This window comes from Leifsonia sp. T36S-04, assembly GCF_042465655.1.
Taxonomy (GTDB): domain Bacteria; phylum Actinomycetota; class Actinomycetes; order Actinomycetales; family Microbacteriaceae; genus Leifsonia.
In genome coordinates, this window is record NZ_CP146286.1 from 2,889,963 (window position 1) to 2,912,212 (window position 22,250).

General features: G+C 65.2%; 18 protein-coding genes and 2 pseudogenes. 9 read left to right on the top strand and 11 right to left on the bottom strand.

Annotated elements, in window-relative coordinates; all coding sequences use genetic code 11:
• Nucleotides 1–10: 10 nt before the first annotated feature.
• Nucleotides 11–1,339 carry a flavin monoamine oxidase family protein gene (locus P3F85_RS14045; protein ID WP_374008450.1) on the bottom strand — a complete coding sequence of 443 codons (1,329 nt, stop codon included), beginning with the start codon at nt 1,337–1,339 and terminating at the stop codon, nt 11–13.
• A gap of 143 nt (nt 1,340–1,482) precedes the next feature.
• On the opposite strand from P3F85_RS14045, the gene P3F85_RS14050 reads away from it, so the two are divergent.
• Nucleotides 1,483–3,231: an APC family permease gene (locus tag P3F85_RS14050; protein WP_374008452.1), complete on the top strand. Its 1,749-nt coding sequence runs from the start codon at nt 1,483–1,485 to the stop codon at nt 3,229–3,231.
• Nucleotides 3,232–3,307: 76 nt separating this feature from the next.
• Here P3F85_RS14050 and P3F85_RS14055 read toward each other — a convergent pair whose 3' ends face one another.
• Nucleotides 3,308–3,508, bottom strand: a complete 201-nt coding sequence (locus tag P3F85_RS14055) for a hypothetical protein (protein WP_374008454.1) — start codon at nt 3,506–3,508, stop codon at nt 3,308–3,310.
• A 445-nt stretch (nt 3,509–3,953) separates the two neighbouring features.
• On the opposite strand from P3F85_RS14055, the gene P3F85_RS14060 reads away from it, so the two are divergent.
• Nucleotides 3,954–4,025 (top strand): hypothetical protein, encoded by a 72-nt coding sequence (locus tag P3F85_RS14060; protein ID WP_374010945.1) that lies wholly within the window; start codon nt 3,954–3,956, stop codon nt 4,023–4,025.
• Nucleotides 4,026–4,166: 141 nt separating this feature from the next.
• On the opposite strand, the gene P3F85_RS14065 is transcribed toward P3F85_RS14060, so the two are convergent.
• Entirely contained in the window at nt 4,167–4,751 is a 585-nt protein-coding gene (locus P3F85_RS14065) for a hypothetical protein (protein WP_374008456.1), read from the bottom strand.
• A 204-nt stretch (nt 4,752–4,955) separates the two neighbouring features.
• Here P3F85_RS14065 and P3F85_RS14070 point away from each other — a divergent pair, with 204 nt between their 5' ends.
• The gene (locus P3F85_RS14070; protein WP_374008458.1) at nt 4,956–5,462 is read left to right on the top strand and encodes a DUF805 domain-containing protein; all 507 of its coding nucleotides are present in this window, start codon (nt 4,956–4,958) and stop codon (nt 5,460–5,462) included.
• Between the two features lie 588 nt (nt 5,463–6,050).
• Here the strand turns inward: P3F85_RS14070 and P3F85_RS14075 are convergent.
• A complete protein-coding gene (locus P3F85_RS14075) occupies nt 6,051–6,521 on the bottom strand; it encodes a hypothetical protein (protein WP_374008460.1) in 471 nt (156 codons plus the stop codon).
• A gap of 239 nt (nt 6,522–6,760) precedes the next feature.
• On the opposite strand from P3F85_RS14075, the gene P3F85_RS14080 reads away from it, so the two are divergent.
• From P3F85_RS14080 to P3F85_RS14090, 3 genes are all read left to right on the top strand, one after another.
• A complete protein-coding gene (locus P3F85_RS14080) occupies nt 6,761–8,929 on the top strand; it encodes a DEAD/DEAH box helicase (protein ID WP_374008462.1) in 2,169 nt (722 codons plus the stop codon).
• A gap of 52 nt (nt 8,930–8,981) precedes the next feature.
• Nucleotides 8,982–9,599, top strand: a complete 618-nt coding sequence (locus P3F85_RS14085) for a DUF2290 domain-containing protein (RefSeq protein WP_374008463.1) — start codon at nt 8,982–8,984, stop codon at nt 9,597–9,599.
• Between the two features lie 396 nt (nt 9,600–9,995).
• On the top strand, nt 9,996–10,244 hold the full coding sequence (locus P3F85_RS14090; RefSeq protein WP_374008465.1) for a hypothetical protein: 249 nt from the start codon (nt 9,996–9,998) through the stop codon (nt 10,242–10,244).
• Between the two features lie 29 nt (nt 10,245–10,273).
• On the opposite strand, the pseudogene P3F85_RS14095 reads toward P3F85_RS14090, so the two are convergent.
• From P3F85_RS14095 to P3F85_RS14120, 6 genes and pseudogenes are all read right to left on the bottom strand, one after another.
• Nucleotides 10,274–10,381: pseudogene (locus P3F85_RS14095) on the bottom strand (hypothetical protein); the annotation flags it as partial.
• A gap of 363 nt (nt 10,382–10,744) precedes the next feature.
• A complete protein-coding gene (locus P3F85_RS14100) occupies nt 10,745–11,761 on the bottom strand; it encodes a LacI family DNA-binding transcriptional regulator (protein WP_374008466.1) in 1,017 nt (338 codons plus the stop codon).
• Nucleotides 11,762–11,795: 34 nt separating this feature from the next.
• Nucleotides 11,796–12,653, bottom strand: coding sequence for a carbohydrate ABC transporter permease (locus P3F85_RS14105; protein WP_374008468.1), 858 nt, complete (start codon nt 12,651–12,653; stop codon nt 11,796–11,798).
• Nucleotides 12,650–13,591 (bottom strand): carbohydrate ABC transporter permease, encoded by a 942-nt coding sequence (locus P3F85_RS14110; protein WP_374008469.1) that lies wholly within the window; start codon nt 13,589–13,591, stop codon nt 12,650–12,652. The genes P3F85_RS14105 and P3F85_RS14110 overlap by 4 nt, the downstream gene beginning before the upstream one ends.
• 63 nt (nt 13,592–13,654) lie before the next feature.
• Entirely contained in the window at nt 13,655–14,968 is a 1,314-nt protein-coding gene (locus P3F85_RS14115) for an ABC transporter substrate-binding protein (RefSeq protein ID WP_374008471.1), read from the bottom strand.
• A 64-nt stretch (nt 14,969–15,032) separates the two neighbouring features.
• Complete coding sequence (locus tag P3F85_RS14120; RefSeq protein WP_374008473.1) at nt 15,033–17,138, bottom strand: glycoside hydrolase family 36 protein; 2,106 nt, start codon at nt 17,136–17,138, stop codon at nt 15,033–15,035.
• A 231-nt stretch (nt 17,139–17,369) separates the two neighbouring features.
• Here P3F85_RS14120 and P3F85_RS14125 point away from each other — a divergent pair, with 231 nt between their 5' ends.
• Both P3F85_RS14125 and P3F85_RS14130 read left to right on the top strand, forming a co-directional pair.
• On the top strand, nt 17,370–20,345 hold the full coding sequence (locus P3F85_RS14125; RefSeq protein ID WP_374008475.1) for a CBM35 domain-containing protein: 2,976 nt from the start codon (nt 17,370–17,372) through the stop codon (nt 20,343–20,345).
• 34 nt (nt 20,346–20,379) lie between these two features.
• Nucleotides 20,380–20,520 (top strand): annotated as a pseudogene (locus P3F85_RS14130) (hypothetical protein); the annotation flags it as partial.
• Nucleotides 20,521–20,692: 172 nt separating this feature from the next.
• Here P3F85_RS14130 and P3F85_RS14135 read toward each other — a convergent pair.
• The gene (locus tag P3F85_RS14135; protein WP_374008477.1) at nt 20,693–21,214 is read right to left on the bottom strand and encodes a MarR family winged helix-turn-helix transcriptional regulator; all 522 of its coding nucleotides are present in this window, start codon (nt 21,212–21,214) and stop codon (nt 20,693–20,695) included.
• A gap of 106 nt (nt 21,215–21,320) precedes the next feature.
• Here P3F85_RS14135 and P3F85_RS14140 point away from each other — a divergent pair, with 106 nt between their 5' ends.
• A complete protein-coding gene (locus P3F85_RS14140) occupies nt 21,321–21,890 on the top strand; it encodes an NADPH-dependent F420 reductase (RefSeq protein WP_374008479.1) in 570 nt (189 codons plus the stop codon).
• Nucleotides 21,891–22,250 lie beyond the last annotated feature (360 nt).

Below are 22,250 nucleotides of genomic sequence, written 5' to 3' on the forward strand. Positions count from 1 at the left end.
CTCGAATTCGTCAGGCGGATCGACCGGTCCTCGCCCCATCGCTCAGGATGCGCGACGCGGCACGGCGCCCCGACTCGAAGGCCGCGGTGACGGTCGCGGGGTCGTCCATCCAGGTCGCCTCGCCGGCGATGTGCAGCACGCCGCCTCCGACCGGCTGGGCGAGGTCCTCGTGGTCGCGCCGCCGCGCACCCACGGGCAGGTACGCGTACGAGCCGCGCGAATACGGGTCCAGCTGCCAGCGCGTCACCACGCTGCCGGACGGATCCGGCACCGCGACCCCGAAGAGCTGGCGAAGCGCGGCCATCACCGACGCCACGACCTGATCCTCGGACCAGAGAGCAGTCTGTTCCGCGCATTCCGCTGCGGCGAACGTCAGCAGGGTCGGCGTCCCGTCGGGACCGGTGATGTCGTACCAGGAGTGCCACCAGTGCGCCGCTTGACCCTGCCGCCGGACGGCGTACACCCCACCAGGCCAGAACCTTCGCGGGAAACGGAGTACCACTTTCTCGAAGCGGTTCATCTCCAGCCGGCCGATCGCGCTCGCGACCGGATCGGGAAGCGGCGGGTCGAACACAATCTCGCCGGACTTCAACACACCGACGGGAGCGGTGACGACGACATGACTTGCCGACACCACCGAATCAGAGGTCGTCACCTCCGCTCCCCGATCCGACCAAGAGATACGCGACACGGCACGGCCGAGCCGGATGTCGAGCCCTCCGGCGAGCGCTCGGGTGAACTGGTCGTAGCCGTCCGGGAACACCACCTCGTCGCCTGCAATGGCGTCATCATCCAGCCCGTGCGCGTCCAGGTCCTCCGCCGGGACACCATACTGTTCCTCGGCTCGATGCCCCAGGAACTCCCGCACCCGCTGCTCGCGTTCCCGCGGCCACGACAGCGCCGCCAGGGCCCGGTCGACCGCAGTCGCGTACGGGATACCCGTGCCCAGGTCCGCGATCACACGCTCCAGCCGGCCAGACGCCGTCGAAACGTCGGCGACGAAGTCGTCCACCTCCTCCGTGGTCAGCCGCGCGCCCTCCGGCGAGAAGTAGGCGATCGGTCGTCCCCCGGGCTGATAGCTCCCGACGGTGAACTCGCGCGTGACGATGCCGTGCCGCTGAACCGCATCCCACACGGGGTTGTCATGGATGCCGTGGATCCACGACGCGCCGAGGTCGAGGGCGGTCCCGTACCGTCGGTCCGTCCACACGCGCCCGCCGATGCGGTCCCGCGCCTCGAGAACGCAGACACTCCAGCCGGCGGAGCCGAGCATCTCCGCCGCGGCGAGGCCGGCGACACCCGCACCAACGACAACCACATCCACCCGCTCGGCACCCACACCGTCATTCTCCCCGAGAACTCCCGAGGATCAGCTGCAATGCCTCCGGGCACGAGGAAGGCCTTTAGTCCCGCCCAGCCATGCGGAGGAGGTGCGACGATGTCGCGAGCGCGGGTGATCCTGCGCCGACGAGCGGAGGTCGAATGAGCGGCGCATCGACGAGTTCGGACAGGTCGCAGGACAAGGGTCTCAAGGGTGGCGCGCTGGGCCTGCTCTCCAGCGTCGTCGTGGGTGTGGCGTCGACGGCACCGGCGTACAGCCTGGCGGCCAGCCTGGGATTCATCGTGGTCGGCGGCACTCTCGCCGCAGGTGTCAAGGCACCAGGAATCGTGCTGCTGGCCTTCGTCCCGATGTACCTCATCGCGGTGGCGTATCAGGAGCTGAACAAGGCGGAGCCCGACTGCGGCACGACCTTCACGTGGGCCACGCGCGCGTTCGGACCGATCACCGGATGGATGGGCGGCTGGGGCATCATCGTCGCTGACGTCATCGTCATGGCGAACCTGGCGCAGATCGCGGGGCAATACTCGTACACCTTCATCGGCGGTTTCGGGCTGCCCGGCGTCGCAGCGTTGGCGAACAACGACGTCGCCGTCACGATCGCCGGCCTCGTATGGATCGCGGTGATGACCTGGATCTGCTACCGCGGCATCGAAGTCTCCGCCCGGGTGCAGTATGTCCTGCTCGGCTTCGAGGTCGTCATCCTCATCTTCTTCGCCGCATTCGCACTGGTGAAGGTCTACACCGGGAATGCGGAGCCGTATTCGCTGATCCCGCAATGGTCATGGTTCAACCCCTTCACCCTCGACTTCGGCCAGACGATCGCGCCCGCATTGCTGACGGCGATCTTCATCTATTGGGGCTGGGACACCGCGGTCTCCGTGAACGAGGAGACGCGCGACCCCGGAAAGACACCAGGGCGCGCGGCCATCATCTCCACACTGCTGCTCCTCGCCACCTACGCCATCGTCACGGTCGCGGCCGTCGCGTTCGCCGGGGTCGGGACGAAGGGCATCGGTCTGAGCAACCCCGACAATTCCTCGGACGTCTTCTCGGCGATCGGTCCGACGCTGTTCGGCGGCGGCCCGGTCGGCACGATCCTGATGACGCTGCTCGGCTTCTCGATTCTGACCTCGGCCTCCGCGTCCACGCAGACCACGATCCTCCCGACCGCTCGGACCGCGCTGTCGATGGCCGTGTACAAGGCGATCCCGGAGAGGTTCGCGCGCATCCACCCCCGGTTCCTCACTCCCACCTGGTCCACGATCGGGATGGGTCTGGTGTCCGCGTTGTTCTATCTGGTCTTCACGGCGATCAGTGTGAGCCTGCTCAACGCCCTGATCGGCTCGATCGGGCTGATGATCGCCTTCTACTACGGGCTCACCGGATTCGCGTGCGTCTGGTTCTACCGGCACACCATCTTCACCAGCTTCCGCCACGCGATCATGCGCGGGCTGTTCCCGCTGGCGGGCGGGCTGATGCTCCTGGCGGTCTTCGTCTACGGTGTCTACAACTTCTCGCAGCCCGACTGGCTCACGGACGCGAACGGCAAGAACGTCACCATCTTCGGCATCGGCGCGGAGGCGGTCGTGGGAGTCGGCGGCCTGCTGGTCGGCGTGGTGCTCCTGGTCGTGTGGCGCCTGATCCGTCCTGACTTCTTCCAGGGACGGACCCTCCCCCGACGCTCCGACGATCTGGTCCTCTCCCCTGAAGGAACCGAGGCCGTGTTCGGGCTCCCGGACTCGCGCATCCCGGCGACCGTCATCGCGCCCGACCTTTCCAATCTGCCGCCCGGCCAGCGGGCGGTGAACGCCGAGACCCTCGAACCCGTCGAGGAGCCGTCTGAGCTTCCGCCCTCCGGCCCTGACCTGCCCCGCGAGCCGCGGGACTGACCCGCGCGGCGTCGTCACCCTCACCGGCGACGGCGAGCCCGTCGCCACCAAGAAGGCGGTGGAACGGCTCCACCTCTCAGGCGCCGAGCAGCACCAACACGTGGTGGGTGACATACACCGGCCACACGAGCGCCTGCAGCAGCCCGAGGACCACGCCCCAGAATGACCCGTCCGAGACCGAGACGAAGTAGATCGCCGCCCCGATGTAGGCCAGCAGGAACACGAACCCCCATGGGCCTGCACTCTGCACGATCCGGGCGTTCCTCTCACGCGACATCGCGCACCTCCGCTCGTCTCCACGCGTCGGATCCATCATCCTTGCCTGCTACGCAGAACTGCGGGACTTTGGGCCTCCGGGGCGGGCGACCGCAGGAAAAAGGGTCCGATCAGTTGCGGGTGGATGCATCGACCTCCCTTATGACCCGGCCGAAGTGACGGCCTGCTTCTCATCCCACCGCCCCCGCGGGACTTTCACCCCGCAACGACGGCCGCGCCCGGCCTACCGTCGAATCGATGCAGAAGGGAAGCCGATCACATCGTTCTTCGAAGCGACCGCCGTGAACTTCCGGGAAGTATGCGACCTCCAGGGGCGTCGCGGGACGGCCGGAGTTCTGGTGGTTTGCCCTCTTCACATACCTTGTGGTCGCGGCCCGACATATCGACGAGCCGTCCCGGGTCGGCCCGCTTTGGAGGTCCACGGGCAAGACGGTCAGCCTCCCTACATGGTCAAGTGGGACGACGAGCGCACCACGATCGTCGTCCCCGGCCCGGACGCGCACACCGAGCGCCCGTGAAGATCAGACACATAGTCACCGTCATGGCGAGGAGGGTCTTGCCGGGTGTGCGGCAGGACCCTCCAAACGGACATGACGGTGACACTCGCCCGGTCTCCTATCGACGCCCGGGATCTCCGGGGCATCGATAGGGCGGGTGTCTCATGCCGACACCTTCGGCGCTTCCGCCGCGCTCGTGTCGTTCATCTGCTCGAAAGCGGACTCGAGCGCGTCGTTCTCGGCGTCCTTCTCGTCTGTGACGCCAGTCTTGACGATCTTCTTCTCCGCGTTCGTGAGAAGAGCGCCGATGTCCAGCCCCTTCGGGTCGACGGCGATGATCAAGAGGCCGGCCTGCCCTGACGACAGCGTTGCCCCCATCTCCTCGACTGTGTCCTTGGGGACATTGCGATAGAAGTGCCCGATGAGACCGCCGGCTCCGGCGAGCGCGCCCGCACTCGTGAGCGCTCCCGCACCGGCAGCACCGGCAGCGAGCGTGGTGATTCCGAGCGGTGGGACCAGCACGAGAAGGGAGGCGCCCACAATGGCTCCGCCCCACGCGAGGTGCTTGGCGGTCGAGTCGTGGCGATCCACGACTAGTCTGCCGTCCTCATCCTTTGCGATCACGGCGATGGCGAGATGATCGAGCTCGCCCTGATGCTTGGCACCTCGAATCACTTCATAGTCCTCCACCGCAGCGTCCCGTGAAGCGTAGGTGGCCACGGCGACCGTCGTCGGTTTTGTAGACATGATTATCTCCTCCCACAGATGTGACGCCGAAAGGCTACGGCCGCAGCCGATCGGCCGCCCGGGCCGAAAGTCCCCCGCCGTAGGGCTTCTCGAACGGTGCCCGACCCAATCCGCGGTCGTAGGCCATTGGTCCTGACTGCGCGAGGTCATGCGGACGTAGGCTCACATCGAGCAACCATCCAGCGGCGGTCGAGGAGGTCAGCCATGATCGCGTCCGAGCCACAGGTCTCGCAGTGGGTCCCACTCTGGGCGCCGCACTACGGTGCCCCGTTCGGCGAGGCGTTCGTGCGGTACTGGAAGAAGTACGCACGCTTCGATGGCAGGGCGAGCCGCAGCGAGTACTGGTGGTGGGCCCTCGCCGACGCTGTCATCGTGCTCACCCTCTTTGCGACCGTCTGGATCGGTACGCTGATCGGCTCGTCCGTGGACGCGGAGGGGAGCTTCACACCGGGCCCCGGCGTCGCATTCGGGGTGTTGCTGCTCGTCGGCTGGTGGCTGGCGACGGTGATCCCCGGGCTCGCGCTCGCTGCACGGCGCCTTCACGATGCCGATCTGAGCGGCCTGTTCCTGCTGCTCCTGCTCATTCCGAGCCTCGGAGGGCTGGTGATCCTGATCATGACGCTGCTCCCACCCAACCCGCTCGGAGCCCGTTACGATCGCCCGGACGAGTCGACAATGTCACCGGCGGTCTTCGGGCAGAACCCTCGGTGATCATCGTTCATCTCGTGCTCAGCGCTGCCTGGCGGTCCCGCCCTCACTGCGAGGATCCCCTCGCCTGGATCAGAACCACGAGAGCATCATGTCTAGCTGAGTTCCCGGACACCTCATATGCGTCAGTCAGCTGAACCTGTGGGTGACAAACTCGTCCGAAGGCAGGCGATGCTGGCTGGCCAGTCCCTCGGCACGGTCCTACGAGCGAAGTGAATGCGGGGAGGTCTATGCGGGGCCGCGTCTCTCGAAGAAACGAAAAGCCGCCGGAACCTTGAGATTCCGGGGGTCTTGTAGCGGGAGCGGGACTCGAACCCGCGACACCACGATTAGGTTCCAGTGGATGACTTACACCTGAGTAGGACTAGCGCGGGTTGATTTTCCGGGCGATCCGATAGCAATGGCCGTCATAGAGTTGCGCTGAATACGCTTCAATGTGCGGGGTAAGTGCGGGGTGCCGAGGGTATGGCGGTACGCGACGCCGTCGGCCGAAGCGCGGAGGTGGAGGGACTCAACCCGGACAGCGCGCCTCTCCGGAGGCCACGCGGGTACACACACCCGCCTAAATCAGCGTCAGTGAGGTCCTAGCCCTCAACCCCAGAGGTCTTCTACCGCCGCCTTATCATCCGCCGTCTGTGCAGCGGTGACCGAACGGCGCGCTTTCCCAACCGCGTCGAGCGACGCCGATAGCTCGATGAACCATGCATCCTGGTAGAACTCCTGAGGAAGCGTCTGCCCCACCCGAAACCCCACGTTCTTCAGGGGCACCAACAACTCGTCGGCCTTCTTATAGAACCACTTGAAGAGGGCGGAGTGCACATGACGCGGCTCCACGCGGGAGTACCGATCCTCACTTATCGGCCACTCGATATCCTCCGCAGCAACGGAACGGGTTAGGTCCGGTTGCTCGTGTGCAATGCGCTTGGCGACTCCGTCGGCCTTGCTTGGCAAGTGTTCGGCGATTCTGTCGAGGACTTCCTGCTCTTGCAAAGCGACAGCAGTCTCAGCTTCCAGTAACTGATCACGGGCGGCAGTCAGGGCCTCTTCTGTCTCTTGGCTCACTCGAACAGAATACGGGCGGCCGGTGACAATCCAACGCCTAGCCTTAGTCACTCACGAACGAGCCGGGCCTCCGCAGCCACTTACTTCTTCTCGAGCGGTGCTGCACACGGCCGAACGGAAGCGCGATTGCATGCTCACATCGAGTGATGAGTTGCAATCACACGGCCTGGCGATGGGATTTACTGGTGCGCTCTGGGTTTGACCGGAGACACGACGCGGTCTCCGTTAGCATGCGTAGCGTGAGCGTCACCATCATTGAGGGGTCAGCCGAGAAGCCGGTAGCCGCAGCGGAATTAGTACGCGTCGTCCGCGCGACAGCGGGTATCAACGGGGAATTCACTACGGGATATCCGGTGATTGCCGGTGACGAGAGCGCTTTCGCGGTGGACGGGTTACTCATATCTCCTGAGATCGGCGTTCTCGCCTTCGACCTGGTGGAGGGGAATGATCTCGGTGACTTCGAGGAGCGGCAGGACGAACTGGTTAGAGTTCTGCGCGCCCGACTCTCAATACATCGGGAACTAACAAGGCGAAAGGAATTCCTGCCGAAGCTGAACGTCATAACGTTCGCGCCCGGGGCCACCGAGGATCTCGCCGATCGCTTGACGACGGAGGATTACCCAGTAGCAGCGACCGAGGACCAACTTCTAGCCGAGATTGGGCAGCTTCCCACCAACGCCGACCAAGCTCTCATTTTTGAGCAGCTGCTCTCCGCCGTGCAGAACATCATCTCGATGAAACGCAACCGCACCACCAGAGCACCTCAAAAGTCAGACTCTCGCGGCGCCAAATTGCAAGGGCTCGAGGCATCGATTGCCACTCTTGACACGTTGCAGAGTAGAGCCGTCGTCGAAGGGATTGACGGCGTGCAGAGAATCAGGGGCCTCGCCGGCAGCGGTAAGACGGTGGTTCTAGCGCTCAAAGCGGCCTTCCTCCACACGAAGTATCCTGATTGGACTATCGCAGTAACGTTCAACACTCGTTCACTGAAGGAGCAGTTTCGTCGGCTGATCACGACCTTCTGCTTCGACTCGACCGGCGAAGAGCCCGATTGGTCGCGACTTCGCATACTGAACGCTTGGGGAGGGTCTGACCCATCGAGGGGAGGAATCTATTCTGAATTTTGCGAGTTGAGCGGGGTCGACTACTACAACTACGGCGAAGCCTCACGACTATGGGGATCTTCCGGTGCTTTTCCTGGAGTGTGCCGAGTCGCCCTGAGAGACGCCGAGTCAGTGACCGAAGCATATGATGCGATCCTCGTGGACGAGGCTCAGGATCTGCCGGCTGACTTCTTGCGCATGTGCTACTTGATGTTGAAGCAGCCTAAGCGCCTCGTTTACGCGTATGACGAACTTCAGAACCTCAACGGGCGAGGGCTTCCATCCCCTGAAGAAATATTCGGACGGCACGTCGATGGCTCGCCCGTAGTTGAATTCGAAAGTGCAGAGGGCGCCCGCCGAGACATAGTGCTCGAGAAGTGTTATCGCAACTCGGGACCGGTATTGGTAACTGCCCACGCACTGGGGTTCGGCATCTACCGCCAACCGCCTCGCGGTCAGGAGACGGGTCTTGTTCAGTTATTCGAGCATGCAAATCTCTGGCAGGACATCGGTTACAAGGTTGTTCAGGGGCCGCTCGAAGAGAACGTCGACGTAGTCTTGGCCCGCACAGCGCAGTCGAGCCCACGGTTTCTAGAGGAGCACTCCGCCCTCGAGGACTTGATTCAGTTCAAGTCGTTCAAGACCGCCGACGAGCAAAACGCTTGGGTAGCCGAGCAGGTGCGCGTGAACCTCGAGGAGGATGAGCTTCGGCACGACGACATAGTCGTCGTGAATCCGAACGGCATCACTGCTCGCGCCAACCTAGCGCCCATTCGCGGCGCGCTCCTCGAGAAGGGCATTCCTAACCATCTCGCTGGGGTCGACACATCAGCTGATGTGTTTTTCAATAACGACACCGATTCTGTAACCTTCACGGGCATTTATCGCGCGAAGGGCAACGAAGCCGGCATGGTTTACGTGGTTAACGCGCAGGAGGGCGTGGACGCTCAATACAACCTATCCACGATTCGCAACCGACTCTTCACGGCAATAACCCGCAGCAAAGCCTGGGTGCGTGTAGTGGGGGTCGGACCAGAAATGGACAAGCTCGTCGCCGAGTTCGAGGCGGCGAAGGCGAATCGCTTCAGCCTCCATTTCAGATATCCGACAGCCGCCGAACGTGAAAAACTGACGATGTTGCATCGCGATGTTTCTCCGGAGCTTGCCGACACAATCAGGGAGAGGAAGCGTTCGGTCCAAGAGCTGTTGGCAGACCTAGAGCAGGCCCGAATCTTCCCCGAGGATCTTGATGCGGACCTCCGGGCAGAGCTAATCGCGCGATTGCGTATCAATGACGAGCCGTGAGCCAACGCCGAGCGAAGTCCGAGACGGCATCCGGACTCTTACGCTCGACCTGGTGAAGTCGGGGTTGGTTGACGACCAAGAGCTGCCCGTTCTGAGGAACTCCGGCAACATGACGAAAGTCACCACTCCCAACCCGCCGTCGAGCAATGTGATTCGCGCGGATTCGTACGACAAGCTCTACACCGAACAAGTTGGCGACCGGGCATTCAACTTCGTCATGGCGGACAAGGCATTGGTCCACATGGCATACGAGTGGGAGGGGCGGCGACTCGTGCGGCACCGGTTGGTCTTCTTGCCGTCGCCGCATTTTGTGGAGTTTCAGAACGACCCGGACTTTTACATGCGGGAGCATCTTTACGCTGATGTGGTCGGCGTCCAGGGCGTTGCGGTGCCGCTTCGGTTCGACTTCGATGTTCGATCGGACGTTGCAACGGGATTGCGACATCCTCCCGCGCACCTTACCTTGGGCCAGTACCCTCATTGCCGGATCCCGGTCTCCGCCCCGGTCACGCCGTGGGTGTTCGTGGATTTCCTGATCCGCCACTTCTACGAGACGCCCGACATGCCACCTTTGGGCATCCGCACCGTACTTGACCGCCGCTTCGACCAAACTAGTACCGTGGACTTTTCGGAGCTAGTGCACGTTCTTTCGCCCGGCAGTCGGGCTTGATCAGACTCCGCCTCGCGATCCGGTGCTACGACCAAATCTTTCTTTCGGACTCAGTATGAGCCGTGTGCTCGTATCGACCCGACGCGAGCCCCTTGCCGTTCTGGAAAAACCGCGGGAATCCGCCATATCTTCAGGTACCCGACTGAGCACGGTCGCTTTCAGGCGAACTCGATTGTGTCCAGAATGTGTCCAGATTCGACAGCACTTCGAAGCGCACACGGCACACCGCCTGCCGGGCTGAGAACCGCACCCCGCCACGCCCCTGACTGACATCGGCGTCAGCGTGTTCGAGGGCGCGCCCACGCGTGGGAAAGGCCGCGGGAACGCGCACGGTTTCTGCTCGATCGAGCGAGTACGTGGGATAATTGCGGTATCGCAACTAAGGAGGCGGTCACGATGAGTGAGCGCGACGATCTGGAAGGCCGCTACACGCAAGCAGAGCCTCAGACGGCTGAGTCCCGTAAGGTCCACGGCCAGTACAGCGAGGAATCCGGTGCCGGCCCTGAGGCGGGTTTCGTGGGAACCTACGTCGGAGCCGAGCGAGACGGAAGCGGGCCGATGGTGCGCAGCTCGACCCAGAGAAGCGGCAATTATCCCAAGGCCGAACACTCGAAGTCTGGTGAGGAACAGGCGACGGGCAGCTAGCGAAGCGAGGCGCCGGCCTGTTCGAAACCTCACCGTCCTGCGGCCGCCACAGACGACGTGGCGACCGTCAGCAGACGCGCCCGCTCCAGAATGTCGGCCGCGGAAGACGAGTCGACGCCGGTTCGCTGCGCGCATCCGGCCGCATATCCGGCGAGATACGCCGAGAGGGGCGCAGCCGGTCGGACGACGTTTTAGGCGGCATCGCGGGCCAGGTGATCGGATCCCTTCTCGGGCCGCCCGAAGGTCGTGATCGAGATCGGGACGGACGCGAGCGTTGACCCGATCGTGGCCCAGGCGGTTTCCGCGCTCCACGTGCGGCCGGACCCGTCGACGGTACTGCCCCGACAGCGACGGCGCCCGCTCCGGGAGCCACGCCGTCTGCCCGGCTCGTCGCAACGTTGGTCGCGGAGGCCAGCGGGCGGCGAGTTGGCCCGGACTGCTATTGCCCGGACGTCCACTCGTTCGAGTTCACGCTCGTCGACCGCTGAGCCGGCTGCCGGCTATTTCCGTGATCGAGGAGGCGCTGCGCTGTCCCGGATCACGATCGACGGGCGCTCCGAGGAGAATTTCCGCACGGCCCGGCCCGCCATCAATCCCTCCAGGAGCCCGTACGCGCGTGAACCGAGCCCGGCGAAATCCTGATCGACCGTGGTGAGCGGAGGCGTCCACATGCGAGCGAGGGGGTGGTCGTCGAAGCCGACGACACTCACATCGGCGGGCACCGCACGGCCTCGTTCCGTCAGGCCCCGGATCACCCCCATGGCGATCTCGTCGTTTCCGCAGAAGACCGCGGTGACCCCGGCGTTCTCGGCGAGCCGGAGGCCGATTTCGCGGCCGGATTCCGGCTCCCAGCTCGCGTCGAGCGGCTCCGGGGCCACGGCGCCGCGCAGCTTGAGCGCCCGGCGCCACCCGGTGGTGCGGCCATCTTCTTTCCGCGAAGGGGGAACCCGGACGTGGTGCACGGTCTCGTGCCCGAGGTCGAGGAGGTAGTCGACGAGTTCTTGCGCCGCGTCCGCTTCGTTGAGCACGGCTTGCGGTACACCGGTCTCGCGCACCCCTGAGATCGAGACGGTGGGGATCGACTTCGGCACCCGGTGCAGCGCGGCCACACCGGGCGGGTCGAACTTCAGCACGACGATGCCGGCGATGGGCTGGTTCAGCACGAGGGAGACGGCACGATCGACCGCCTCTTCGTCTGCGGACTCCACAACAGTGATCGTCACCGTGAACCCGGCGGCCCTGGCGCTCTCTTCGATGCCGCGGATGGTCTCGGCATAACCGTACTGCGAGGTGTTTCCCGCCAGCACCGCGATCAGTCGCGGCTGCCGGGCGACCAGGGCACGGGCAGTGACCGACGGGCGGAAGTCGAGCTTCTCGATCGCGTCGAGCACGCGCTGACGCTTCTCGTCCGAGACCTTAGCCGCTCCCGTGAGCACTCGGGAGACCGTCGGCACCGACACCCCGGCTTCGCGCGCGACGTCCCCGATAACGGGAGGCTTCGGCGCTGTGCTGGACATCGTCCTCAGCATAGCGACACGCTTTCTGGACACGTCATTTCACTGCACCACTGGTGATGCCAGAGATGATCTTTCGCTGCATCACGGCGAACGTGATGAGCAGCGGCAGGCTCATGAGGATGATGTACGCGAAGATCAGGTGCCAGTTCTGGAGGTAGAGGCCGGAGCTCGCGACCTGGTACAGGTTCAGCGGCAAGGTGTCGAGACGGCCTCCCACGACGAACAGCGCGTAGAAGACGTCGTTCCAGATGTAGAGGCAGATCAGGATAGTCGCCGTCGCAAGCGTCGGTCCGAGCAGCGGCAGAATGACGCGGAAGAACACCCGGAGCGGGCCGGCGCCGTCGACGCGTGCCGCCTCCTCCAGCTCGACCGGGATGGTCCGAACGAACCCGGTGACAAAGAAGATCACCGTGGAGAGGTACATCCCCATGTACACCCCAATCATGCCCGTGGCCGTCCCGGCCAGGCCCAGCTGACGGAGCAGGAGGACGATCGTGACGACGGCCGGCGGCAGGACGATGCCGCTGATCCCGAGCGCGTAGACGAAGGCGATCGGCTTGCTTCTACGACGGCCGAGGATCCACGATGCCATCGCCCCGAGGAGGAGGACACCGAACACCGAGGGGACCATGATCAGGAGACTGCCAAAGAAGGCGGGCAGCATCCGGCCCTGGTCGAAGACCGTGGCGAAGTTCTCGAACAACTGCCAATGGCTCGGCAGGGCGAGGCTCGGATTGAGCGCTTCGGCCTGATCCTTGCCGGCGGTCACGACGACGAGCCAGAACGGCACGCCGAGGAGGAACACCACCAGGAGGATGGCGACGATCGGCTGGATGACGCGAGCCGGGGTCAGAGTCTTGCGGCGTCGGCGCGATGCAGTGATGGAACTCACAGGACGTCCTCCCTCTTGCGCAGGAAGTAGATGACGGGGAAGGCCAGGATCGTGACCATCAGGAACAAGGTCAGGCTCATCGTGGTCGCCTGCGCGAACAGACCCTGCCCGAAGGTGCGGAAGATGAAGATGTTGAGCAGCTCAGTCGTGCCACCGGGGCCACCGCCCGTCGTCGCCTGCACGATGTCGAAGCCGTTCATCGAGCCGAGCAGCGCGGTGGCGACGTTGAAGGTGACGGCGGGCGCCAGGAGAGGGAATCGGATGGTCCGGAAGGTCGTCCACCAGTTGGCACCGTCGAGGCGCGCCGCTTCGAGGATGTCCTCGTTGATCGTCTTGAGCCCGGCGAGGTAGATGAGCATCGAGAGGCCCATCCATTTCCAGGCGTGGATGAGGGCCACGACGAGGATGGTCCAGGTAGTGCTGCCGAGCCACGCGATCGTGATGTGCTGGCCAGTGAAGAACCCGAGGATCTGATTGAGCGCGCCTTCGGGCTTCAGCATGGCCTGGAAGATGTAGCCGACGGCCAGGGCGGACATGACTACCGGCACAAAGAAGGCGACACGGGCGAACCTGTTGATGCGCGTGTCGCGTTCCAGGATGAGCGCCAGGATCAGCCCGAACAGGTTCTGGAAGATCGCGACGAGCACGGCGTAGACCAGCGTGATCCGCAGGTCGTTGAGCAGGCTTCCGTTGGTGAAGAGATCGGCGAAGTTGTCGAACCCGACGAACGCAATGTCGCTGTGGAAGCTCGACCAGTTCGTGAACGCGTAGACGAAGTTGAAGATCGTCGGCACGAAGAAGAACACGACCAGGACCACGAGCGCCGGCACGAGGAACCAGGCCGGGTGATCCTGGCGACGGCGTTGCCGGGGCGGTCGCTCGGGCTTCACTCTCGGGCGCGCCGCGGGGGCGGCCGCGCGGGTGAGCTGTGCAGTCATCGGGTTTGCCTTTCTGTGCTGCGGTGGGCGGCGGCGATTCGGCCGCCGCCCACCGCCGAAGAGCTAGAAGCCCTTCACTCCCTGGGCTTTCGCCAGCTGGGCGAACTGGTCCTGGGTGGCCTGCGCAACCTGCACCGGGGTCTTGGTGCCCTGGATCATGTCGGCGAGGTTGAGGAACAGGTCCGGGTTCGCCACGGCGAGGGCCTGCATCGAGCCGACGGAGCTGTCGAGCGAGGCGGCGACATCCTTCAGCGCGGTCGGAACATCGGCCGGGGTGTCGACGCCCTTGATGAGGGAGACCGTGGAGGCGGACGTCACGAAGTCCTTGTAGCCGTCACCGAGCCAGTAGGAGAGGAACTGACGCGCAGCGGCTTCCTTCTTGCTGTCACCGGTCTTGAAGGCGACCAGCGCGTTCGACTGGTCCGGGATGTAGGTGCCGACGTTGCCCTTCGGCGAGATCGGGAAGAACCCGATCTTCTTGTTCAGCTCGTCGGTGTTGGAGGTCGCCTGCAGCTCGCCGAAGAACGAGTTGACCTGCATCGCCATCGCGGCCTTGCCGCCGAGGAGGGCGTTGCCCTGGTCGACGAAGGTGGCCGTCTTGATGTCGGAGTTGAACAGCCCATCCTGGATGAGCTTCTGGTAGGTGTTGATCGTGTCCTGGATGGTCGGGTCGGTGAACTTCTCCTGGTTGGCGTTCACCTTGTCCCAGAGCCCGTCCTTGGCGGCGTCGGCGAGCTGAGCCTGCACCCACCACTGGGTCGCCCACTTGTCGCCACCCATCTCGTAGAACGGGTCGACGCCCTTCGTCTTCAGCTGCTGGGCCAGAGTGATGAACTCGTCCCAGTTCTTCGGCGTGGAGGTGACACCGTTGGCGGCGAAGACCTCTTTGTTGTAGTACACGCCGATGACGGCGGGAGTCGTGACCAGCGCGGCGTACCGCGTCTTGTCCAGGATGCCCGTCATGTCGGCGAGGTTGCCGGTGTAGTTCTTCACCCACGGTGCTCCCTCGAGCGACTGCAGGTTCTGCTTGGCGTTCAGGGCGGTGAGCTGGGAGGCGGTCGGCTGCCAGAACGCGAGGTCCGGCTTGTCACCGGTCGCGACCTTGGTCTGAACGCCCTGCTCGTACGGGTCGGGGATGGTGACGACCTTGACCTTCGCGCCGGTCAGCTTCTCGAAACCCGAGATGACGCTGTCGGCGGTCTTGTTCGAGTTCTGCGCGGCCCAGATGGTGAGGTTCACGCCGTCGAGCTTCGTGTCCTGTGCCGGCCAGCTGACCGTCGTGCTGGTGTCTCCACCGGCACCGGGGTCGCTGCATCCGGTGAGGATGAGCGCTGCGGCTGCCGCGACGACGGCGGCGCCTTTCCAAGCGATCTTCATTGAACTGCTCTCCTTGTGTGACGTAGCGACCATAGACGCTACTGGGTTCGTGGTGCAGGGGGTGTCAGGGCCGTCGATCGACGGCCTCGACTCGGAACACGCGCGCCCCGACCTCGCCGGTCGGGTTGGTGACGCTGAGGGTTCCGGCTTCCGAGTCCCAGTGGACGGGCCACTCGGGGTTGGCACTCGGGAAGATGGTGGTGATGCGCACATCGGCGCCGGCGAGCCGGCCCAGGTCGAGCACAGCGCCGTCGGACTCCGGGTCCCGGTTCCAGACGGTGACGAGATGTGCGGTCGGCGCCGCGAGCGCGAGTGCGGTCCACGGTCCTTCCCACGTCGGGAGGCCGAGCGGCCACGCGGGGGTCGCCTGCGCGATCTCGGGTGCGATGCGCTTGGCCGTCGCGACGGCCTCCCGCACCAGCCCGAGCTGGTTCTCATCCATCCGGTTGAGGTAGCCGGAGACGTAGAACCGTCCGAGCAGGCCGGTGGCGAGGCAGAACGCCACTTCCTCCTGCGACATCTCCGGCTGGGGGTAGGCCCAGCTCGCCGCTTGCTCGGGCAAGATGGCCGCCGGGGCCGCTGCGGCGATCGGCGGGTATTTCAAGAAATCCTGCTGGTCCGAGGTGGACTGCATCTGCATCCGGGAGAGCAGCGCGAAGTCGGACCGCATGGCGCCGGATCCGCAGTTCTCGAGCACCAGTCTGGGGTGCCGGTCGAGCACGCCGTCGATCCAGTCGAGATGCGCCCGGTTGTGGGCGAGCAGTCCCGCTCCGACGCTGTCCGCGTCGAGGTCAGTGCCTGGCCCAGGATCGATGTTGTAGTCGAGCTTGAAGAAGCCGATTCCGAAATCGGCCACGAGCCGGTCGACGACACTGTCGAGGTGACCGCGCGCTGCGGGGTGACGCAGGTCGAGGTGGTAACGGCCGTGCTCGACGACGCGCTTGCCGTTGCGCTTCAGAAAGGCCGCGTCGGGGAGCACAGCGGCCATCGGGCTTTTGACGCCGATGACCTCCGGCTCCAGCCAGAGCCCCGGGACCATTCCCGCACGCGTGATGGCGTCGACGACCTCGCTCAGACCGCCGGGGAACCGTGTCACGGACGGCCGCCACTCGCCGACGGTGTCCCACCAGTCGCCGCTGTCGTCATACCAGCCTGCGTCGATGCAGAAGATCTCGGAGCCTGCCGCGGCCGCCGCGTCGATGAGCGGCAGGAGCTTCTCGGTGGTCGGGTCGCCGTTGAGCGTGTTCATGTAGTCGTTGAACACGACCGGCATCGCCGCGTTGTCCGGGTGCGGTCTCCGGGTGAGCCGTCGGTAGGCGGTGAGCTCGGCGAAGGCCGCGGTGGGGTCGGCGGCGAGCGTGACGGCGACCGGGACGGTGACGAAGGTGTCGCCCGGCTCCAGCACCTCCACCCATTGGTGGTCGATGTCGGTCGGGCCGGACAGCGCCAGGTAGCCGCTCGCGGTGTCCTCGCCGATCTCCCAGCGCCACGCACCGTTGTGCTCGATCTGCCACGCCCAGGCGGCGCCCAGCCGGGAGGACGACACCGCCGCGACCGGGAGGTGCTTGCCCGTCGACCACGTGCCGTTCGAGACGACGGAGAACTCGCCGCGGGGGTTGTGGTTCGTCAGGTGCTGTTCGAGGCGGGGGAACCGGACGCCGTTCAGCGGCTCCGTGATCCATCGCCCCTCCCCCAGCCAGTCGCTGAGCGCGTGGTGCACCGACCAGTCGCGGATGTCCGCCGTCGGGTCGCCGCCGAGGTAGAGGGCGAGCGAGGGGATGCTGCGCAGCACGACCGCGTCGCGACCTCGGTTGGTCACGGTCGCTTCGGCCCGGACGACAGCGCTTCCGTCGTTCAGGATGAGGTCCAGGCTGGCGTGGAGTCCCGTGGTCTCGTGGGTCGCTTCGACGCTGAGCACCCGTCGCCCGCCATCGACCCGCTCGGAGTGCCCCGCGTAGCGCAGCTCGTGGCCGATCGACGTGTGCACGAGCCGGTCGCTCGCGAGAGCGTGTCCATGACAGACCGTGAGGATGTCGACGAGAGGGAGCCCGGCAGGCATGTCGAGTCTGACCGCACCGGCGGCGACGGCGGCGATGCGGGGAGCGGACTCCGCCGTCCACTCGATGTCGATCGTCAGGGTGTCGTTCCCCCAGTGCAGGCGATCGCTCATCGGTCCTCTTCTTCGCGGATGGTGGTGGTCGGTGTCGGTGTCGGTGTCGACGGATTCATGATAACGGTTTCAGGTTTGAGCGCAAGTCAATTTTGAAATCGGTATCACGTGGAGTCGTCCGGGGAAGGATGCCCCCTTGCGCTCGATTACGATAACGCTATCATGATAGCGGTTTCAAGCATCACCGTTCGGGCGGTGCGGCCGATCACACGCGTACGAAGGAGTACTGGATTGCTCGACGACCAATCACAGACCAGGCGACGATTCGCCCTGGCCGGCCTCTCCACGACGATGGTGGCAGCGCTCTGCGTCACCCTCGGAGCGATCGCGGCGGCACCCGCCGCAGCTGCGACGACCACCGACACCCTGGGCGTCGACCTCTCGCACACCACGGGCGCGTTCCGCGGCGGATCGACCGGCACGCTCTACGGACTCGGCGATGACGGCGTCCCCAGCCAGGCCGTGCTGGATGGCGCCCGCATCACCAATACGTCGCAGAAGCCGCCCCAGGGGGCGCAGCATCCGAACGGCGACGCCCTCGATGTCGAGAAGAACTTCTTCGCGTCCGGCGGGAAGGACCTGTACGTCTACGTGCAGGACGAGTACCCCGACTGGGCGTACAACGGCGGAAAGCGCCCCGGCGACGCGAACAACGACGGCGAGTGGGACTACCTGCCGATCCTCCGCGCCGCCGTCGAGAAGGTGGCGACACAGTCCACCCACCCGGAGGACTACATCTTCATCCCGTTCAACGAGCCCGATGCCGGCAACTGGTACCCGAACTGGTCGACCCAGAAGACTCAGTTCCTCGCCGACTGGACGGCGGCGTACAACACCATCGAGGCCGTGTATCAGACACACGGCCTCGGTCACGCCAAGATCGGCGGACCGGGCGACTCGTCGTGGCACGCGGACCGCAGCACCGACCTCCTCACCTACGCCAAGGCCCACGACGAGCTCCCGGATGTCTTCATCTGGCACGAGCTGGGCACCAACAACCTCGCCACGTTCCGCAGCAACGTGACCGCCTACCGGCAGATCCTCGCCAACCTCGGCATCTCCGACATCCCGGTCAACACCACCGAGTTCGGCATGCTGCGCGACATGGGCGTTCCCGGCCAGCTCGTGCAGTGGCTGTCGATGTTCGAAGACGAGAAGGTGGACGCGCAGACCGCTTACTGGAACTACGCGGGCAACCTCTCCGACAACTCCTCCCGCAACAACGGTGCCAACGGCGGTTGGTGGATGTTCAAGTGGTACGGCGACCTCCAGGGCTCCTCGACCGTCGCCGTGACCCCGCCGCAGCTGAACACCCCCGACACGCTGCAAGCGATCGGCGCGGTCGACCCCGCTAACAAGAAGGCCACCGTCCTGCTGGGCGGCGGCACCCACGACGTCGCCGTCAACGTGAAGGGCATCGACACGTCCGTCTTCGGCTCGTCCGTCGACGTGACGGTGCGGGCCGACCGGCTCAACGGGGCGGAAGGTGCCTCGCTGCAGCCGCCGGTCGTCGTGTCCTCGCGCATCGCCGTGAAGAACGGCGCGATCTCGGTGACCGTGCCGAACAACGACCGCTACTCGGCCTACCAGGTGGAGATCACTCCCTCGCTCGCCGCGCGTCAGTCGGTGGCGACCGATCTCGTCAGCAGCGTCGAAGCCGAGAACACGACTCTCGCCAACGCGACCGCCTACACCCAGGACCCGTCGCGCGAGTGGTCGTTCATGGCCTCCGGCGGCAAGGATGTCGGATCGTTCAACAAGGCCGGCTCGTCAGCGACCTGGAACGTCACCGTCCCGCGCACCGGCACCTACCGGCTTTCGGTGCTCGCCGGGGCGAACCTCGCTCCCGGTCAGCACGCCCTGTTCGTCGACGGGACCTACTCGCAGCTGATCAAGTACTCGGCCGACCTCTCCTGGACGTACCGCGGCACCACCGACGTCACAGTCGCACTGACGGCCGGCACGCACGCGCTCTCGATCCGCGCGAGCAAGGACGGCTCGACCGTGCTCCCCGGCGCCGACATCACGCTCGACCGGTTCGACCTCTACGACGTGACCGACGGGGAGAAGGCGGTCTACCCGGCCCTCGACGCACGCCTCGGCTCCGGTGCGACGCTGTCGTACGCACAGCCGACGGCCGGGTCGGCGGCGCTCAGCGGGGCGGCCACGGCCACGTTCTTCGAGGCCACGGCCGAGACCGGCTACTACGACATCACCACCCGCTTCACGACCACGGCGGTATCCACGCCGAGCCTGACCGTGAACGGCCGTGCTGTCACGCTCCCCGGCGCCACCGGGGCCGGGTCGTGGGCGTCCGTCGCCCGCGTCTACCTCCCCCAGGGTGTCAATGAGCTGACGGTCACGGCGGCGGACGGCGCTCTCGTCCAGGACGTGACGACCCTGCGCGGCAGTGCGCAGAAGGCTGCGGAGGCGGACACGGCGAACGTCGTGCGGTCCGAGGCGGAGACACTCCCCCGGTCCGGCACCGCCGTCGTCCAGACGGTCGGAGCCGGTTCGAACGGTTCGGCGGATGCGTCGGGCGTGGTGAAGGACGTCGGCTACCTCGGCAACGGCGCGGGCAACACCCTGACAGTGCCGCGGCCGGCCGGATTCGCTCCGGGCGCCTACCAGCTCGTGCTCGGTGCGACAAACGCGGACAAGGCCTCGGCGATCAACTACAACCCGCAGGTGATCAGTCGATTCATCGACGTGACGGAGGCGGGCGGCCAGAGCGTGCGGGCGAGCGTGCGCCACAACTACTCGTGGGTCAGCTTCTGGGACAAGACCGTCCCGTTGACACTCACGACGACGTCCGGAGCGCTCACGCTGGGGAACGCGACCGCCTACGCGCCCAATATCGACACCGTGACGCTGGCGAAGTTCGTCGCCGGCACTCCCGTCACGGCGCGCACGACGGTCGCCCTCGCTGTGAATGCGAAGGCTCAGTGCATCAACGGCACGGCCGATATCGCGGTCTACGCGCTGAACAACGCGGGCCTGAACGCCGACATCCGGCTGACCACGCCCGCGGGCGACAAGAAGTTCACGGCCGTGGCGGCCGGCAACGCGGCATACAACCTGTTCGACTCGGGCCAGCGCTCGATCGCGGCAGGGACCGCCACCATCGCGGGGTACACCTGGACCGACGGATTCGGAGGAGCGTACTCGACCTACCAGGCAAGCTACGGAGCCGTCGACTGCGGTTGACCCTCCGCGACAATACGCCGGGCCGGGGTCACCGATGGTGGCCCCGGCCCGGCGTAGCGTTCTAGGAGGCCAGGATGTCGGCGCGCGCGGGGCCGGAGCAATCATCGCCGAGGACGCTGGCCTCGGCTTTGAACGCACGGATCAGGTGATCGTGATCCTGATCTTCACTCAGCGCGGACGCACAACCGCGGCCAAGCAGAGCGTCTTCGCGGAGATCGCGCGCCGGCTCGGCGAGCTAGGCGCCGGCAGCGCACGCGAATCAACTGTTCGATTCGACCAGGTGGGGCCCGTCCAGCTAAGCGCATGGCCATTGCTCGAAGAACTCGAGCTTCACCTACAAACAAAACCTAGGCCGATGCGGCCCTCGAACGCTGGCTGGCTACGACACTTTCACAGACGTCACTCGCCTTGTGATTCGGATCGATCGCTCTCACAACTGCGGTCGAGATCTCTGCCAGCTGGGCGATCTGCTCTTCGGTGAGAGCGTCCATTACTGTTGAGCGCACGGTTGCCAGGTGCCCTGGAGCAGCATTGGTGACGTACGCCGCACCCATCTCGGTGAGCACCACGTTGATGGCGCGTCCGTCCTCCGCGCAGGCCTCCCTGCGGATGAGCTCGCGCGCCTCGAGGCGTTTCACGACATGGCTGAGTCTGGAGAGCGAGGAATTTGTCGCAGCCGCGAGCGCGCTCATCCGCATGCGCAATTCCTGGGCCTCGGAAAGACGTGAAAGTGCGAAGAATTCGAAGTGAGTGAGGGCGGAATCGCGGCTGAGCTGTGAATCTAGGACACCAGGAAGCAGTTGAACAAGCGCAACCAGCCCGAGCCACGCATCCTTCTGCTGGTCTCCAAGGTCCGTCGTCTCAGCCACGCATATATCGTACTCGATCTAGTTGACACTTCAACTAAACGGTCGTATTTTGGTTGAACCATCAACTAAATCGGAGCGCGACGCTCCGAACGGAAGGACGCCTCACATGACGACGGTCAGCATCATCGGAAACGGCAACATGGCCAAGGCAATCGGCGGCATCGTCGCAGCCGGCGGGAACACCGCGGAGTACATCGGCCGCGGAGAGGGCACGCTTAACGGCGATATCGTCGTGCTGGCCATCCCATACCCCGAGGTCGATGGGGTCATCGCGTCCCACGGGCCGGCCCTCGCCGGAAAGATCGTCGTCGACATCACCAACCCGCTGAATTTCGAGACCTTCGACGATCTGGTCGTGCCCGCCGAAAGCTCGGCGGCCGCTTTGATCGCTGCGAAGGTTCCGGACGCGAAGGTTCTGAAGGCGTTCAACACCACGTTCGCCGCAACGCTGGCGAGTAAGACTGTCGGTGCGGGCCAGACCACAGTTCTGATCGCCGGGGATGACTCCGACGCCAAGGCCTCCCTTTCCGAGATCATCATCGCCGGCGGAGTCGGCGCGGTCGATGCTGGGTCCCTCAAGCGCGCACGGGAGCTCGAGGCGCTGGGATTCCTGCAGCTCACCCTCGCCGTGGGCGAGAAGATCAGCTGGACCGGAGGCTTCGGACTCAACGTCTGAAGTCCGCCCGTGGGGCGAGGCGCGCTAGATTGTGCGCGCCGCTCCACGGGCCATTGCCAGAACCATGCGCCGCCGCAGGCCCTGGCGACCTCAGTCTGGGCGCCTCGGCACTGACCTCGCGACTCAATGGCGCCCCGATGACACTCTCTCTAGCCAGGCTTATGTGGGCCGTCGCTCAACATCCTGCGATCGCTGGGCGTTATCCGTGGCCCACATGGGGAGAACATCCTCCCGGCGCCGGCTTGTCGATGTCTACCGTACGCCTCAAGATCTCGACGCGACAGAAAGCTGACTCGGGAACGATGCTCTCACCGGGCCATACGGCCAACCGTGCGTTGGTCGGGTCGGTGGGGCCCTCGC

Excerpts from the sequence above, each read along its gene's own strand:
- P3F85_RS14050 (WP_374008452.1), top strand. The coding sequence starts at position 1,483 with ATGAGCGGCGCATCGACGAGTTCGGACAGGTCGCAGGACAAGGGTCTC.
- P3F85_RS14055 (WP_374008454.1), bottom strand. The coding sequence starts at position 3,508 with ATGTCGCGTGAGAGGAACGCCCGGATCGTGCAGAGTGCAGGCCCATGG.
- P3F85_RS14065 (WP_374008456.1), bottom strand. The coding sequence starts at position 4,751 with ATGTCTACAAAACCGACGACGGTCGCCGTGGCCACCTACGCTTCACGG.
- P3F85_RS14070 (WP_374008458.1), top strand. The coding sequence starts at position 4,956 with ATGATCGCGTCCGAGCCACAGGTCTCGCAGTGGGTCCCACTCTGGGCG.
- P3F85_RS14090 (WP_374008465.1), top strand. The coding sequence starts at position 9,996 with ATGAGTGAGCGCGACGATCTGGAAGGCCGCTACACGCAAGCAGAGCCT.
- P3F85_RS14100 (WP_374008466.1), bottom strand. The coding sequence starts at position 11,761 with ATGTCCAGCACAGCGCCGAAGCCTCCCGTTATCGGGGACGTCGCGCGC.
- P3F85_RS14110 (WP_374008469.1), bottom strand. The coding sequence starts at position 13,591 with ATGACTGCACAGCTCACCCGCGCGGCCGCCCCCGCGGCGCGCCCGAGA.
- P3F85_RS14115 (WP_374008471.1), bottom strand. The coding sequence starts at position 14,968 with ATGAAGATCGCTTGGAAAGGCGCCGCCGTCGTCGCGGCAGCCGCAGCG.
- P3F85_RS14120 (WP_374008473.1), bottom strand. The coding sequence starts at position 17,138 with ATGAGCGATCGCCTGCACTGGGGGAACGACACCCTGACGATCGACATC.
- P3F85_RS14140 (WP_374008479.1), top strand. The coding sequence starts at position 21,321 with ATGACGACGGTCAGCATCATCGGAAACGGCAACATGGCCAAGGCAATC.